Raw genomic sequence first — 14798 nt, 5'->3', positions numbered from 1 at the left:
TCCGCCGATTGACAGGACCCCGCCATGTTGATGATCAATCCCGACACCTTGTCCGCGACGCTGTCCCGCGTGGCGGTCGGTCTCGCCCGCCTCAAGGGCATGAACCAGACCGCCGCGATTTCCGAAGATGCCTATGACCTGCAGTTCGAGGAATGGGACTGGGAAGTGGGCGTCGGCATCTACGGTCTCATCCGCCATGCGGAGGCGGTGGGCGACCGGTCGCTGATCGAGGCGATTGCCCGCTGGTATGACTGGCAGATTTCCAAGGGCATCCCGCCGCGCCAGGTCAATTCCTCCTCGCCCATGCTGCCGCTGTCGGTGCTGATCGATCATGTGGACCGGCCGGATTTCGAGGCACTGGTGAAGGACTGGGCGGACTGGCTGATGACCAGCCTTGCCCGCACCCGCGACGGCGGTTTCCAGCATGTGGTGAAGGAGCGGATGAACGATGGCGAGCTGTGGGACGACACGCTGTTCATGACGTGCCTGTTCCTGGCCCGCGCCGGGCAGCGCTTCGGCCGGCAAGACTGGATCGAGGAAGCCTTCTACCAGTTCCTCGTGCATGAACGGTTCCTCGCCGATCCGGTCACCGGCCTGTGGTATCATGGCTGGACTTTCAACGGGAACCACAACTTCGCCAAGGCCTTCTGGGCGCGGGGCAATGCCTGGATCACCGTGGCAATTCCGGAGCTGTTCGGCCTCGTCAAGGATATCCCCGGCCATCTGAAGGCGCATCTCACCTTCATTCTGGACGCGCAGGTGCGCACGCTGGCGGAGAACCAGCGCGGCAACGGCATGTTCTGCACGCTGGTGCTGGACCCGCAGTCGCCGGAGGAAACCTCGGCCACTGCCGCCATCGCCTATGGCATTCTGCGCGGCATCGACCTTGGCCTGCTGCCGCAGGATTACCGCCCGGTGGCCGACCGGGCACTGGCGGCGGTGCTGGAGCGGATCGATGACAGCGGTATCGTGCTGCAGGTGTCGGATGGAACGCCCATGGGCCATACGCTGGACTTCTACCGCCAGATCCCGAATGTGCCCGCCCCTTACGGTCAGGCGCTGGTCATGCTGCTGCTCGTCCGGGCTCTGGCGGAGGGAAGAGGCTGACAGCTTCGGGAAAGGGGCCGCCGTTTTTAGCGGGGCTTGTGTGGGCGGGACGGGTGCAGTACCGCTTGTGCCGTTCACGCCAGCTGACCGGAGATGCCCCATGACCGAAGCCCCGCTTGTTGCGCTGACCGGTGCCACCGGCTTTGTCGGCCAGTATCTGGCTGCCGATCTCATCCGCCGGGGATACCGTCTGCGGCTGCTGCTGCGCCGTCCGGTGGAGGATGCTGTGAGCGCGGATCAGGAATTCATCGGTGACCTTGCCCGTCCGCGCAACCTTGATCAGGCGATGCGGGATGTGGATTTCGTGGTCCATTCCGCCGGCATCGCCCATGCCATGTCTGGCCGACCGGAGGATGACTACCGGGCTGTCAACCGCGACGCGACGGCGGCACTGGCACAGGCCGCGCGCAAGGCTGGCGTGAAGCGCTTCGTGTTCCTGTCCTCCATCCGTGCCCAGTCCGGCCCCTCGGCCGATCACGTGCTGACGGAAGCAGATGCCGCGCAGCCCACCGATGCCTATGGCCGCTCGAAGCTGGAGGCCGAGGCCGCGATTGCCGAAGCCGGATTGCCTTACGCCGCGCTGCGGCCGGTGCTGGTGCATGGGCCGGGCGCGAGGGGTAATCTGGAAGCGCTGTTCGCGCTGGCCCGCAAGCCCGTGCCGCTGCCCTTCGGGCTTTTCACCGGCAAGCGCTCGCTGATCTCGCTGGCCAATCTGGCCGGTGCGGTGGACTGCGTGATGCGGCTGCCGGAAGCCCCCAACCGCCCGCTGATCGTGGCGGACCCGGAGCCGGTGACGCTCGCCGGGATCATCGCGGCCTACCGGCGCGGCCTTGGCCGCAGGCCGGGTCTTCTGCCGGTGCCACCAGCGCTGCTGGAGCTGGGCTTGAAACTGGCAGGCAAGGGCGAGATGGCCGAACGGCTGGGCGGCTCGCTTGCCGCCAGCCCGGCCGCGCTGATGGCGCTGGGGTGGGTGCCTGCCGAGACAACCCTTGAAGCACTGGAGGCGCTGGGCGCTCAGGACCGGCGCATTGCGGAAGCCGGCAAGCCGGTTTCCTGAACCAGTCTGCCGTTTTCCAGAAGATGGCTCGCGTTGCACAGATGCTGCCGCAGGCCCTGCTTGTGGCTGATGATCAGGAGGGTCAGACCTCGCTGTCTCGCCAGAGGCAAAAGCGCCTGCCACAGGGCATCCTCCGACAGCGCGTCAAGCCGGGCCGTCACCTCGTCGAGGATCAGCACCCGGGTGGAGGGCAGGATCAGCCGCGCCAGCGAAACACGGGTCAACTCACCGCCCGAAACCTCCCCCGCGTGGCGTGTTTCCCAGGCCGGATCAATCCCGAGGGCGGCTAGAACCTCTGCATCAGGCTCCCCGCCGTTGCGCAGGATATCGCCGATGCGCCAGCGTGGATCGACGGCAAGCTCCGCCATCTGCGGCACATATTGCACCGGGTGCGGGCGTCCCGCGCGCAAGGGTGGCAGGGCGGAACCATTGAGACGCACGGCGCCTTCTGCTGGCGCAATAAGCCCGGCAAGACAGCGGCCGAGGCTGGTCTTGCCTGCCCCCGATGGCCCGCCAAGACCGGTCACGCTGCCCGGCTCAAGCGTCAGGCTCACGCCGTCCAGCACCTGCTTCTGCCCGAGTTTCAGGCTCAGCCTTTCCGCGCTCAGCATGTGCCGTAGATCTCCTGCGCCCGCCACAGGGCGCGTGTGTAGGGGGCGGAAAGGGTCGATCCTTCGCTGGCAAAGCATTCTGCATCTGCCGTCTCCACGATGGCACCATCCTGCATCACGGTGATGCGCCGGGCAATGGCGGCAAGGCGTTTCAGGTCGTGGCTGATCACCAGCAGGCCCTGGCCCTTCTGGGCAAGACTGGCAATCAGCGCGATGATGCGGTCTGCATTGTCCGGGTCGAGCCCGCTGGTGGGCTCGTCTGCAATGATGAAGTCAGCGCCTGAGGCCAGCGCACTGGCCAGCAGCACGCGCTTGGCCATGCCGCCGGACAGTTCATGCGGGAAGGCATGGGCCACGTCCGGCTCAAGCCCTACATCTGCCAGCAGCTTTCCGGCATCCACCGCCCGGCCAAATGGCTTGCCGAAGCGGGCGAGTTGCGGGCCGGTGCGGGTGAGCGGGTCCAGGGCGTCGATGGTCTGCGGCGCAAGGGCGAGCGATCCGGGGTGCGGCTTCTGGCCGTCCACGGTCACATGGCCGCCTGTGATGGCATTGCCCGGCAGCAGACCGATCAGCGCCTCAGCCACAAGGCTCTTGCCCGCACCCGATGCGCCCGCAAGCCCGGCCACTTCGCCGCGTTCGACAGTGAGGCTCAGGCCCTTGAGCGCCTGCACGGACTGGCCGTCCGCGCTGGGGAAACTGACCGTCAGGTTGATGACCGAAAGGCTCATGCGATATCCACCGCACGCGGGTCTGCCGCCTTGCGCAGGCGCTCGCCCAGAAGCTCAAAACACAGCGCCACCAGCATCAGGGCAAGACCGGGACCGGCGGCGATCCACCATTTTCCGGCCATCAGCCCGCGCAGGGATTCCGACAGCATCATGCCGATGGAGGGCAGGTGCGGCTCGATGCCAAGGCCGATGAAGCTGAGGCCCGCCTCATGCAGGATGGCATGCGGGAAGATCAGCACGAAACCGGCGGCGAGCTGCGGCAGCAGATGCGGCACGAGATGCCGGCGGGCGATCCAGCCGGGGGAACGGCCAAGGGCGCGGGAGATCATCACATAGTCCGAGGTCAGCACCGTCTGCGCCTCATGCCGCAGCACGCGCGACAGACGCGGCCAGTGCGTGAGGGAAACCGCAATGATCACCCCCGTGGTGCCGCCGCCTGCGGCATAGCAGATGAGGATCAGCAGCACGAAATGCGGCAGGCCGAGCGCCAGTTCTGTTACCCCGCCCAGCAGCCGGTCTGTCCGCCGGTCGAGACTTGCGGCAAGACCGATGGCGAGCGCGATCAACGTTGAAAGGGCCGCAGAAAAGAAGCCCACCCAGATGCTGCGGCCAAGGGCGGAGAGCGTGCGTGCGGCCAGGTCCCGGCCCAGAAGATCGGTGCCCACGGGATGGGCCAGCGAGGGGGCCAGGCCGCGTGCTGCCGGGTTCACCGCATACCAGCTTTCCGGAACCAGCGGCGCAGCAAGGCCGATGGCGGCGATGAGCCCAAGCGCGGCAAGCCCCAGCAGGGCAACGCGCTTCTGCGGATTGCTGCGCGGGCGGGCTGGGAGCACCTGCGCGGGGGCGGCGTCACTTGTATGGGCAAGGCTCATGCGGCCTCCTTCCGGGCAAGGCGCGGGTCGAGCAGTCTTGCGGCAATGTCGGCGGCAAGGTTTCCGGCAAAGACGAACAGCAGCGTGGCAAGGCCGATGCCGATCAGCAGCGGCGCATCCGCGCCTGTGGCAGCCCGGACGGTTGCCTGCCCAAGGCCCGGCCATGCAAAGACGGTTTCGGCCAGCACGGAGCCGCCGAACAACTCGCCCGCACCGGCCAGATGCACGGTCAGCGCACAGCCGAGCGCGTGGCGCAGGCCCGGCCCGAAAGCCAGCGGCAGGCTGGTCCAGCCATGGGCGGCCAGATGCCGTCCGGCGGGGCTGTCGAGAAAGGCAATCATGCTCTGGCGCGTGTGCAGGATCAGCGGCGCAATGCCGACGATGGAGAGCGAGATAGCCGGCAGGATCATGTGCCACAGGCGCTGGCCAAGGGTGGCTTCATCGGCCTGCAGTCCCGGCGGGGCGGCGCAGCAAGCGGGCAGCCAGTTGAGGCCCACGGCAAACACGGCGACCAGCAGCAGCGCCACCCAGAAGCCGGGGCTGGAGGCGAGCATCACCGAAAAGCCCCGGATGATCCGGTCCGGCCAGCGCCCGCGCGTGGCCGCGGCCACCGTGCCAAGGCCAAGACCGAGCACGAAGGAAAAGGCAAAGGCCGCCGCAATCAGCGCCAGCGAGGCGGGAAACCGGTCGCGGATGATGTCGAGCACGGGCGCGTTGTAGGTGATGGAATTGCCGAAGTCGCCGGAGAGCGCGTTGCCGGCCCAGCGGAGAAACCGCTCGCCGAATGGATCGTTCAAGCCCCAGGCCGCCGCAATCGCCTCGCGCTGCTCCGGCCCCACCTGCATCATCTTCGCGCCGACAAAGCTCTGCACCGGGTCGATGGGCGCCAGCGAAACCAGCGCAAACAGCCCAAAGGCCCCTACGGGTACCATCCATGCAAGCCGGATCAAGCGGTTGCGGAGCAGAGGCAGCAGCCAGTCAGTCATGATGGCTGCCTTCCTTTGCCAGGTGTGCGGGGGCGCGTCCGTTGCGGACAGCTAACCGCAGTGATGCATCAGTATGGCCGCAGAACGCCGCCGCCCCCCTCCCCCTGGTGGGGAGGGGTGAGGGGTGGGGGGCTCTGAGCCTGCGGTCATCTGTAAGGTGGATGTTCTTCTGAAGAGAGATAGAGAGATATGGCTGCCTGAGAACAATGGATACTCTGCCTGCCGGCACGTCCTTTCCCCCCACCCCTAACCCCTCCCCACGAGGGGGAGGGGGGCTGAAAGGCCGTGCCGGGGCGGCCTGATTGCAGGCATTTCCTGCGCGTTGACCGGCTTCAAACAAGATCTGTGAAACCGGCAGCTCAAGAGCGGAGAGGAGATGCTGGTCTCCGGAACGTTCAGCCCTCATTGGCATGTCCAGCGCCAGTCTTCGAGGTTGCGGGTGATGGGGAAGCCGTGGCCGTGGGGCTGGACCTGCTGGCGGCCGGTGTCGAGGCAGTCCGACACCCAGTAGGAATGCTCCAGATTGACGAGCCAGGCCCATGCGGCATCGCCTTTGGAGCCGAAGCCGGTGGTGCCGTCCCATTGCGCCGCCTGCCAGAAGGGCAGGGAGGCTTCGAAGCTTTCTGCGCCTTCAGCCTTGGCAAAGGCGGCATCAACGGCTGGGTTGTTGTAATAGCCCGGATTGTAATAGCCCGCGCCCGCATAGCGGCTGCCGTTCAGCCGGAACATTTCCGCCGGGCTGTGCGAGCCGAAGCCGAAGAGCACGGCGTTGGCATGCATCAGGGTGCGGATTTCGGTCCAGCTCTTGCCCTGCGGGGTGATACGGATGCCGATGGCCTTCGCCTGTTCCACAACGCCAAGCGTCAGTGCCTGCCGGGTGGAATCGGACGCCGGATAAAGCAGGGTGAAGGCCGCGTCTTTGCCGTCCTTTTCGAGAACGCCATCGCCGTTGCTGTCGCGCCAGCCGCCTGCGGCCAACGTGGCGCGGGCCGCTTCACTATCGCCGCCCTTCACATTCGCATCTGCATTGTCCCAGGGCAGGCCGTCAGCCGGACCATAGGCGGGCCGTCCATGGCCAGAGAGGGCGAGATCCACCAGTGCCTGCCGGTCCAGCGCCTCGTTCAGCGCCGTGCGGATGGCCTTGTCTGCGGTGACGCTGTTGCCGATCGGATAGCCTTCATCCGTCTTCGCGCCTGTTTCCGGCACCATCGGGAACATGACGCCGCGATTGTCCACGGTCTTCACATGCAGGCTTTTCATGCCTTGCGGCGTCTCGTCCACCAGCGAGGAAGGCACGGCCACGAGTTGGGCGGCACCGGTGCGGGCGAGGCTGACGGCAGCATCTTCCGAGCCGAAGACGAAGCTGACGCGGGCGAAGCCGGGCTTCGTGCCATGCCAATGCGGATTTGGCTCTATCACCAACTGCTCGCCTTCCCGCCATTCCACCAGCTGGAAAGGGCCGGAGCCAACGGGCTTGCGGGCATAGTCCGGGCCATAGGCGGCTTTCGGCACGATGCCGAGGCTGGCAAGGCGGCTGGTGAAGGTGATCTGCGGTTCCTTCAGCTCGATTTCCAGCGTGTAGGGTCCGGTGGCGCGCGCCTCGCGCAGATTGGTGAGATCCACGACGCCGCCTGCATCACGCGCCGTGTTGTAGGTGAAGGCTGCATCCTCCGCCGTCAGGCCGGTGCCGTCCGGGAGTTTTGCATCCTCGCGCAGGGTCAGCGTCCAGGTCTTGCGGTCATCCGAAAGGGTCCATGCGGTTGCCAGATCACCAACGAGGTTCAGATCCGTGTCGAGCTTCAGCAAGGTGGACTGGAACAGCGGATTGCCATAGGAGCCCCAGCCGGTGATAGGGTCAAAACCGGTTTCCGGCTCGCCTCCCACCGCCAGCACCAGCGCCGGGGGGGCGGGCTGCGCCGTCACGCTGGCGGCGGCAAGCAGCCCGAATGCAAGGGCGGAGGCGGTGGCAAAAAGGCGGCTGCGCAGAGGCATGGGGCGGTCGTCCTGACGAGTATGAAATTCATTTTGTTTTTTCATACTGCATCTGGCGGCAATCCGATGCAAGTCTCTTGGCAGGGCCGCCTTGCCCAAATTGGCGGCATGGTTGAACACGAGGCGGAGACACAGGGCCCATGCAGCGGATCACGATCAGCATCGAGGATGATCTTCTGGACGAGCTGGACGCCTTCATGGCGCGCTCGGGTGCGACCAACCGCTCCGAAGCCCTGCGTGATCTTCTGCGGCGCGGGCTGGCGCGCAAGGCCTCGGGCAATGCGCAATGCGTCGGCGTGCTCAGCTACACGGTGGATCTGTCGATGCGCGACCTTGGCCGCCGTGTGCCCCAGTCCCGGCACGAGCATCACCACATGGCTGTTGCCGCGCTGTCCGTGCCGCTGGACCACACGGTGGCGGTGGAAGTGGCGGTGATGCGCGGGCCGGTGGAGACGGTCGAGAACTATGCCAATGGCCTCTTCACCGAACGGGGCGTGCGCCACGGCGCGTTGTCACTTGTGCCCATCAGTGAGGAAGAGGAGGTGCATCAGCATGGCGATGGCGCCAGCCACAGCCATATGCACCTCAAGGTGCGCGATAGTTTCTGACCTCAGTCTGCATCATTCCCGGCGGCAAAGTCAGCCGGGCGTGCGGCGATGAGATCGCGCAGCAGCGGATTGGGGAAGCGGCGGGACAGGGTGACCGCATAGAAGCTTTCCGTCAGGCCTTCCAGCCGGTCGATTTCCCGCAAGAGCCCGCTGGCCAGCTCGTCCCGCACCACGATGGGCGGCATCACGGCGAGGCCAAGCCCCTCGCGGGCGAGAAGACGCATCATCGCCATGTCATCCACCTCGGCGGCGATCTGCGGGCTGACATCCAGCCTGGCGGCCAGCGCATCGAAGCCGGTGCGCACGCTGCTGTCCCGCGTCGGCAGGATCAGCGGCGAGCGGGCAAGATGTTCGCCAAGGCTCAGGCCCGCCGTTTCCGCATCTGCCTTGCCAATCAGGCTGACTGGCTGTTCGGCCAGCTTGTGAGCGATGAAGGGCAGGTCCGCCTTGTTCTCCGGCGGGCGGGTCAGCAGCACCACGTCAAGGTTCAGTGTTTCCAGCTGATGCAGCAATTCCGCCGGTGAGCCGGAGCGCAGCACTACTTCCACATCCGCCCGGCCCAGCACCGGGCGCAGGAAAGCAATCTGGAAGTTGCGCGACAGCGTCGCCATGCCGCCCACCCGCAGCACCTGCCGGGTGGTGCCGGTCTGGCGCAGGGTGGCGATCAGCTCTTCTCCGGCTGAGAAGATGGCATCGGCATGATCCAGTGCGATCCGTCCGGCCTCGGTCAGATGCAGCTGGCGGCCCCGCCGCTCGAACAGGGCATGGCCCAGCCGCTCCTCCAGCTGGCGGATCTGTACGGACAGGGCCGACTGCGACAGGTTCAGCCGCTCCGCCGTGCGGGTCAGGTTGCCATCATGGGCCACGGCCCGGAAATAGCGCAGGTGATGATAGTTCAGGTCAGGCATAGTTCTATTTTATAGAACGAAAACGCACAAACAATGTATTTTTATTGGGTTTGGCGGGCTGATACCAACTGCGGCGTCCGAGTAACCCGGAGGTTCCGATGCCTGAAATGTCCGCCGCGCTTCTGCCTGCTGCGCTTCTCTCTGCCGCGTCCCATGGCGTGATTGCCGTTGCTGGCGCTGCCGGGCTGCTGGCTCTCGTGGCCTCCGTGGCTGCGCTGCGTCCTGTGCTGCGGCGGAGCCGCCGTCCCCATCCGCTGCCGCGCCTGGCTGAGCTTTCCGGTCTTGCGGCCTTTCTTCTGGCGCTTGCGGCTCTGGCCGGTTTCCTGATCACGGGTCCGCAGCAGGTCATCGTGCAGACGGGACATCCGCTGGCGGATCTGTTCATGCCCGGTCTGCGGCTGGATGCGGTGTCGGTCACCATGCTGGTGCTGGTCAGCTTCATCGGCTGGATCGTGCTGCGCTACTCGCGGACCTATCTCGACGGCGAAGCGCGGCAGGGGGGCTTCATGGGCTGGCTGTGCCTGACGCTGGCGGCCGTGATCCTGCTCGTCTCTGCCGCGACGCTGGCGCAGATCTGGCTTGCCTGGGTGATGGCCAGCCAGTCGCTGATGCAGCTGTTGCGGTTCTATCCGGAGCGGCCGGGTGTCACCAAGGTGCTGGCCAAGAAGCGGCTGAGCGCCTGGACGGGCGATGCGGTGCTGCTGGCCGGTGTGCTCGCGCTGGGCTTCAGCTATGGCACAGGTGACATTGCGGCCATTCTGGCTGAGGCCCGGATGGGCGAAGGTGGCACGCTGGCGGTCGCGGCGGCGGCGCTCATTGCCCTTGCCGCCTGCCTCAAGTCGGCGCAGTTCCCGCTGCACGGCTGGCTGACGGAAGTGATGGAAGCCCCGACTCCGGTGTCGGCCCTGCTGCACGCGGGCGTCATCAATGCGGGCGGTTTCCTGCTGGTGCGCTTTGCGGATGTGATGCTGCTCAGCCCCGGTGTGCTGGCACTGCTGGTGGTGATCGGCGGCTTCACGGCGCTCTTCGGCGCGCTGGTGATGCTGACCCAGCCTCTGGTGAAGACGGCGCTTGCCTGGTCCACCGTGGCGCAGATGGGCTTCATGGTCCTGCAGTGCGGTTTCGGTCTGTTCCATCTGGCGCTGCTGCACATCGTGGCTCATTCGCTCTACAAGGCCCACGCCTTCCTCTCCTCGGGCACGGCGGTGGAAGCGGTGACCGCAGCCTCCCGGCCGGGGCCGGTGGCAGTTCCGGAAGCCAGAGCCGTGGCGCGGGCCTTTGCGCTGGCGGTGGGTGTCTATGCCCTGGCGGCTGCGGCCTTCGGCTGGGCCGACAAGCCGCCGCAGGCGCTGGCCCTCGGTGTCATCCTCATCTTCGGCGTCGCCTATCTGATGGCGCAGGGGCTGGCTGGTGCCGCGCCGCGCGGGCTGATGCTGCGCACGATTGCCGCTTCGCTGGCAACCGCTGCAGCCTATTTCGCCTTCCACGGTGTGGCCGCAGCCATCTACGGCGGCACGCTGCCGCCGGTGCCGCAGCCCGGCCCGCTGGAAACGGCTCTGCTGCTGCTGTCGCTGGCAACCTTCGGTGTGATCGCGGTGACGCAGGCGATGTTCCCGCTCTGGGCGGCGCATCCGGCTGCAGCTGGCCTCAGGGTGCATCTCGCCAACGGGCTCTACGTCAATGCGCTGCTGGACCGCTGGCTGGCACGGCCCGCCCTGCGCTCCTGACCTGCCGACCTCTGCTTGTCCTTTTCTCCGAACGGGAGACCTGAAATGACCCTGCACATGCATCCGGCTGAAGCCGCTTCTCTTGGTGATACGCTTCCCGCCCTGCCGCTCGCCACCGTTATGGAGGCCGCACAGGCCGCCCAGCGGCAGATCCCGCCTGCCTTCCCGCTGGCGGCAACCGTCGCCGTCAATCCCTTCCTTGGCCAGACGGGCATGACCCTTGCCCAGACGGCTGCAAAGCTGGCCCGGCTGGCCGGTGTGCGCATCACTCTGCCCCGCAGCGTCTTTGCCGCCAAGCTGGCAGAGGGGGATCTGACACGGGAAGACATCGCACAGGCACTTGCGGCAAGCCCTGAGCCGCTGCCCCTCGATGCTGCGGGCGTCCTCGTCCGGCTGAATGCCGAGCCGTCCGCACCCCAGGCTCTGCCCACCGTCGCGGCACTTGCCACGGCGCTGGGGGACTGGGATTTGGAGGCGCTGGTGACCGACCGGATGGGCGCATTCTGCGCCGCGCTGTTTGATGAGGGTCAGGCACTCTGGCCGCTGGCGAAGGGCCGTTCCGTCTACGCCGGCTGGCAGATGAACGGCTCGCATGACCTGACGCCCGAAATCATGGGGCTGACCGGCTTTGGCGCTTTCGTTGCCGCCGCACCGGATACGGCGCAGGGCGCACTCCTGCGGGCCGTGACGACGCTGGGGCTGACGGGTGAGGCGCTGGAAAGCTATTTCCATCAGCTGCTGCTCGGTCTTGGCGGCTGGGCGCAGGCCGCCCGCTACCGGCTGTGGGAGGCAGAGCTTTCCGGCGGCACGGATGCAACGCTTCTTGATCTCTTGGCCATCCGGCTCGTGTGGGAAGAGGCACTGTTCCTGCATCTGGCCGGGCAGGGCATCAAGGGAGAGGCAAGTCTGCTCCTGTGGCGCAAGACGGCTGCCGCCCATGCCCAGCCTGCCGTGCCCTCTGAAGACATGATCATTGATGCGGTGCTGCAGGAAGCATCGGAGCGGGCCGCGCAGCGCAAACTTTCTGGCAAGCTGGCCGCCCGCAAGACGCCGCTTGCCGCCAGCGCCGTGCAGAGGCCCGCCGTGCAGGCAGCCTTCTGCATCGACGTGCGCTCGGAAGTGTTCCGGCGGGCGCTGGAATCGCTTGACCCTGCCATCCGGACCCTTGGCTTTGCGGGCTTCTTCGGCATCGGCACCAGCCACCGGGGCTTTGCCTCAAGCCGGGCGGAAAAGCGGCTGCCCGTGCTGCTGCAGCCTGCCCGGTTCTCCTGCTCGACGCCGGTTGGACAGGAAGAGGCAGACAGGAACACCCGGATTGCGGCGCGCGCAAAGCGGGCTTTTGGCCGGTTCCGGCAGGCGGCGGTGTCGTCCTTCGCCTTTGTCGAGGCGGCGGGCCCGCTCTATGCGGCCAAGCTGATCAAGGATGCGCTGCTGCCGGCAAAGGCTGCGGCTGATACCACGCCTGCGCCCCGGTTCGATCCGCCGCTGGCACCGGATCAGGCGGTTGCCACGGCGGCCACCGTGCTGCGGGCCATGTCGCTGACGCAAGGCTTTGCCCGGATCGTGCTGATTGCGGGCCATGGCTCGGATGTGCGCAACAACCTGCATTCCAGCGCCCTGCAATGCGGCGCCTGCGGCGGCCATTCCGGCGAGGTCAACGCCCGGCTTCTGGTATCTCTGCTGAATGATCCGGCCGTGCGGGCAGGGCTGACCGCTGAGGGCATCGCCGTTCCTGAGGACACCCTGTTCCTCGCCGGGCTGCATGACACCGCTTCCGATGGCGTCACTCTCTATGAGGGCGATGTTGATGCCCCGGCCCATGTGGAGGATCTGGCGCAGCTGAAGGACTGGCTGGCATCGGCTGGCACTCTGGCGCGGGCGGAACGGGCAGAGAAGCTGCCGGGGGCTGATCGGCAGCAGGCGATGGGCGCAAGGGCGCGGGACTGGTCGCAGACCCGGCCCGAATGGGGCCTCGCAGGCTGCGCCGCCTTCATCGCCGCTCCGCGCCAGCACAGCGCCGGGGCCGATCTCGGGGGGCGGGTGTTCCTGCACGACTATGTGGCGGCCAAGGATGAAGGCTTCCGCGTGCTGGAACTGATCCTCACCGCGCCGGTCGTCGTCGCCAGCTGGATCAGCCTGCAATATTACGGCTCAGCCGTTGTGCCGCAGCTCTTCGGTGCGGGCAACAAGCTGCTGCACAATGCGGCGGGTGGCATGGGCGTGGTGGAAGGCAATGGCGGCCTGCTGCGCACCGGCCTCACCTGGCAGTCGGTGCATGACGGCGAAAAGCTGATGCACGAACCGCTGCGGCTGACCGTGATGGTGGAGGCGCCGGAACAGGCGGTGCTGGACATCCTCTCCCGCCATCCCGGTGTGCGGGCCCTGTTCGACCAGCGCTGGCTGCACTTGCTGCTGCTGGACGATGAGGGCAAGCCTGCGAGCCGGTATGCCGGCGGGCTGAGCTTTTCGCCGCTGGGGTGAGGGGAGATGTGAACCACAAGCTTCCCCCGTAGTCATCCCGGCCGAGCAGCGTGAGAGCCGGGACCGGTGAGCCAAGGCCTCTCGGGTGAAAACCAGCCAGTACCCCGGCTCACCGATCCCGGATCTCCGCTTTGCTGCGTCCGGGATGACTACGGAGAGGTGAACGTTATTACCTGCTGCCTTCCCCTCACGTCCCGCAGAACGTGCGGTAGGGGCCGAAGGTGGAGGGGGCGGGTTCGGCGTAGGCTTCAAGGCCGGGGCGCTCGGTGAAGGGCTGGGAGATAACATCCACCAGCCTGTCGAAGGGCTTAAGGTCGCCCTCTGTGGCGGCGGCGAGGGCTTCTTCCACCTTGTGATTGCGCGGGATGTAGATGGGGTTCACCGCTTCCATCGCAGCGCGGCGCTGTGCGGGCGCCATGCTGTCGCGGGCAAGGCGTGCCGTGTAGGCTTGCGCAAACTCTGTGATGCGCTCCGTGCCACCGAAGAACGGGGCGAGGGCGGCCTCGCCCTCATCCCCGAAGCGGCAGAGGGCGCGGAAGGTGCCGGTGAAGTCCGCCGCATGCTGGCCCGGTGCGCCCTGCGGCGTGCTCATGGCGGCAAGCAGGGATTTCACCAGGGCGTCGTCGCCCTCTTCGCTGGAGGCTAGGCCAAGCTTCGCCCGCGCGCCGTTGATCCAGGCGGCCTGGAAATGCTCCGCATAGCCGTTGACGCAGGCGCCGGCCTTCTCGATGGCGGCATCTTCATCATCGCCCATCAGCGGCAGCAGCGCTTCTGCCAGCCGGGCAAGGTTCCACTGGGCGATGGCCGGCTGGTTGCCATAGGCATAGCGGCCATGGGTGTCGATGGAGCTGAACACGGTCCTGAGGTCATAGCCTTCCATGAAGGCGCAGGGGCCGTAGTCGATGGTCTCGCCGGAAATGGTCATGTTGTCGGTGTTCATCACACCGTGGATGAAGCCGACGAGCATCCATTGCGCCACCAGAAAGGCCTGCCGCCGGACCACGCGGTCCAGCAGGCCAAGGGCGGCCTCAGGCGTCACCTTGGCATCGGGGGCAAGGTCTGGGTCATGGCGGGCAATGGTATAGGCGGCAAGCTTTGTCAGCCGGGCAATATCACCGCGTGCGGCGAAGAACTGGAACGTGCCCACCCGGATGTGGCTTGAAGCCACCCGCGCCAGAACTGCGCCGGGCAGAACCCTGTCGCGCAGCACCGGTTCTCCGGTGGCAACCGCCGCCAGCGCCCGCGTGGTCGGGATGCCGAGGCCGTGCATGGCTTCGCCGATGACATACTCCCGCAGCACCGGCCCAACGGCTGCCTTGCCGTCGCCGCCCCGGGAGAAGGGGGTCCGGCCCGAGCCTTTCAGGTGAATGTCGAACCGCTTGCCATCCGGGGCAAGGATCTCGCCCAAGAGAAGCGCCCGGCCATCGCCCAGTTGCGGCGAAAAACCGCCGAACTGATGCCCGGCATAGGCCTGGGCAAGCGGAGAGGCACCTAGTGGCATCACTGTGCCGGAGAAGATCCGTGCTCCTTCCTCGCCGGAAAGCCGGGCTGCGTCCAGGCCCAGTTCCTGTGCCAGTTCCGCATTGAATTTCAGCATGCGCGGCGCTGGCGCCGGCGCGCCCGCCTGAACAATGTAAAGGCCCTCAAGGTCGCGGGCGTAGCTGTTGTCAAAGCGGAAAAGCGGCTCGGTCATGGGTATTCCGGAACTGCGGCCCATTGGG

The 14798-nt window shown here is 66.7% G+C and carries 12 protein-coding genes; 5 read left to right on the top strand and 7 right to left on the bottom strand.

The annotated features are described in order from the left end of the window. Positions 1–30: 30 nt before the first annotated feature. Positions 31–1107, top strand: a complete 1077-nt coding sequence (locus IF10I1_RS01610; protein WP_186391837.1) for a glycoside hydrolase family 88 protein — start codon at positions 31–33, stop codon at positions 1105–1107. A gap of 100 nt (positions 1108–1207) precedes the next feature. Next, complete coding sequence (locus IF10I1_RS01605) at positions 1208–2164, top strand: NAD-dependent epimerase/dehydratase family protein (protein WP_186391654.1); 957 nt, start codon at positions 1208–1210, stop codon at positions 2162–2164. Here the strand turns inward: IF10I1_RS01605 and IF10I1_RS01600 are convergent. The 5 genes from IF10I1_RS01600 to IF10I1_RS01580 all read right to left on the bottom strand — a co-directional run bounded on the left by IF10I1_RS01600 (position 2122) and on the right by IF10I1_RS01580 (position 7353). Next, positions 2122–2775: an ATP-binding cassette domain-containing protein gene (locus IF10I1_RS01600; RefSeq protein WP_186391655.1), complete on the bottom strand. Its 654-nt coding sequence runs from the start codon at positions 2773–2775 to the stop codon at positions 2122–2124. The genes IF10I1_RS01605 and IF10I1_RS01600 overlap by 43 nt on opposite strands. Then, a complete protein-coding gene (locus IF10I1_RS01595) occupies positions 2769–3503 on the bottom strand; it encodes an ATP-binding cassette domain-containing protein (RefSeq protein ID WP_186391656.1) in 735 nt (244 codons plus the stop codon). Before IF10I1_RS01595 ends, IF10I1_RS01600 begins: the two co-directional genes overlap by 7 nt. Then, positions 3500–4375, bottom strand: coding sequence for an ABC transporter permease (locus tag IF10I1_RS01590; protein WP_186391657.1), 876 nt, complete (start codon positions 4373–4375; stop codon positions 3500–3502). The genes IF10I1_RS01595 and IF10I1_RS01590 overlap by 4 nt, the downstream gene beginning before the upstream one ends. After that, positions 4372–5361 carry an ABC transporter permease gene (locus IF10I1_RS01585; RefSeq protein ID WP_208977516.1) on the bottom strand — a complete coding sequence of 330 codons (990 nt, stop codon included), beginning with the start codon at positions 5359–5361 and terminating at the stop codon, positions 4372–4374. Before IF10I1_RS01585 ends, IF10I1_RS01590 begins: the two co-directional genes overlap by 4 nt. 402 nt (positions 5362–5763) lie before the next feature. Beyond that, positions 5764–7353 carry an ABC transporter substrate-binding protein gene (locus tag IF10I1_RS01580; protein WP_186391658.1) on the bottom strand — a complete coding sequence of 530 codons (1590 nt, stop codon included), beginning with the start codon at positions 7351–7353 and terminating at the stop codon, positions 5764–5766. 140 nt (positions 7354–7493) lie between these two features. Here IF10I1_RS01580 and nikR point away from each other — a divergent pair, with 140 nt between their 5' ends. Further along, a complete protein-coding gene (nikR, locus tag IF10I1_RS01575) occupies positions 7494–7961 on the top strand; it encodes a nickel-responsive transcriptional regulator NikR (RefSeq protein ID WP_050472307.1) in 468 nt (155 codons plus the stop codon). Positions 7962–7963: 2 nt separating this feature from the next. Here the strand turns inward: nikR and IF10I1_RS01570 are convergent, their stop codons facing one another. Then, complete coding sequence (locus IF10I1_RS01570) at positions 7964–8869, bottom strand: LysR family transcriptional regulator (protein ID WP_186391659.1); 906 nt, start codon at positions 8867–8869, stop codon at positions 7964–7966. Between the two features lie 98 nt (positions 8870–8967). Here IF10I1_RS01570 and IF10I1_RS01565 point away from each other — a divergent pair, with 98 nt between their 5' ends. Together IF10I1_RS01565 and IF10I1_RS01560 are read left to right on the top strand one after the other, a co-directional pair. Next, a complete protein-coding gene (locus tag IF10I1_RS01565; RefSeq protein WP_208977517.1) occupies positions 8968–10596 on the top strand; it encodes a proton-conducting transporter membrane subunit in 1629 nt (542 codons plus the stop codon). A 45-nt stretch (positions 10597–10641) separates the two neighbouring features. Next, positions 10642–13077 carry a YbcC family protein gene (locus tag IF10I1_RS01560; RefSeq protein ID WP_371328657.1) on the top strand — a complete coding sequence of 812 codons (2436 nt, stop codon included), beginning with the start codon at positions 10642–10644 and terminating at the stop codon, positions 13075–13077. Between the two features lie 187 nt (positions 13078–13264). Here IF10I1_RS01560 and IF10I1_RS01555 read toward each other — a convergent pair whose 3' ends face one another. After that, complete coding sequence (locus tag IF10I1_RS01555) at positions 13265–14770, bottom strand: YdiU family protein (protein ID WP_186391660.1); 1506 nt, start codon at positions 14768–14770, stop codon at positions 13265–13267. Positions 14771–14798 lie beyond the last annotated feature (28 nt).

Source organism: Pannonibacter sp. I15F10I1, from assembly GCF_900185665.1.
Taxonomy (GTDB): Bacteria; Pseudomonadota; Alphaproteobacteria; order Rhizobiales; family Stappiaceae; genus Pannonibacter; species Pannonibacter indicus.
Note: the sequence above shows the minus strand (reverse complement) of the source record. Positions and strands in the feature narration are given on the sequence as shown.

What these genes read in the sequence shown, in the direction of transcription:
- IF10I1_RS01590 (WP_186391657.1), bottom strand. Translation starts at nt 4,375, where the DNA reads ATGAGCCTTGCCCATACAAGTGACGCCGCCCCCGCGCAGGTGCTCCCA.
- IF10I1_RS01605 (WP_186391654.1), top strand. Translation starts at nt 1,208, where the DNA reads ATGACCGAAGCCCCGCTTGTTGCGCTGACCGGTGCCACCGGCTTTGTC.
- IF10I1_RS01570 (WP_186391659.1), bottom strand. Translation starts at nt 8,869, where the DNA reads ATGCCTGACCTGAACTATCATCACCTGCGCTATTTCCGGGCCGTGGCC.
- IF10I1_RS01580 (WP_186391658.1), bottom strand. Translation starts at nt 7,353, where the DNA reads ATGCCTCTGCGCAGCCGCCTTTTTGCCACCGCCTCCGCCCTTGCATTC.
- IF10I1_RS01595 (WP_186391656.1), bottom strand. Translation starts at nt 3,503, where the DNA reads ATGAGCCTTTCGGTCATCAACCTGACGGTCAGTTTCCCCAGCGCGGAC.
- IF10I1_RS01600 (WP_186391655.1), bottom strand. Translation starts at nt 2,775, where the DNA reads ATGCTGAGCGCGGAAAGGCTGAGCCTGAAACTCGGGCAGAAGCAGGTG.
- IF10I1_RS01560 (WP_371328657.1), top strand. Translation starts at nt 10,642, where the DNA reads ATGACCCTGCACATGCATCCGGCTGAAGCCGCTTCTCTTGGTGATACG.
- IF10I1_RS01585 (WP_208977516.1), bottom strand. Translation starts at nt 5,361, where the DNA reads ATGACTGACTGGCTGCTGCCTCTGCTCCGCAACCGCTTGATCCGGCTT.
- IF10I1_RS01565 (WP_208977517.1), top strand. Translation starts at nt 8,968, where the DNA reads ATGCCTGAAATGTCCGCCGCGCTTCTGCCTGCTGCGCTTCTCTCTGCC.
- IF10I1_RS01555 (WP_186391660.1), bottom strand. Translation starts at nt 14,770, where the DNA reads ATGACCGAGCCGCTTTTCCGCTTTGACAACAGCTACGCCCGCGACCTT.
- nikR (WP_050472307.1), top strand. Translation starts at nt 7,494, where the DNA reads ATGCAGCGGATCACGATCAGCATCGAGGATGATCTTCTGGACGAGCTG.
- IF10I1_RS01610 (WP_186391837.1), top strand. Translation starts at nt 31, where the DNA reads ATGATCAATCCCGACACCTTGTCCGCGACGCTGTCCCGCGTGGCGGTC.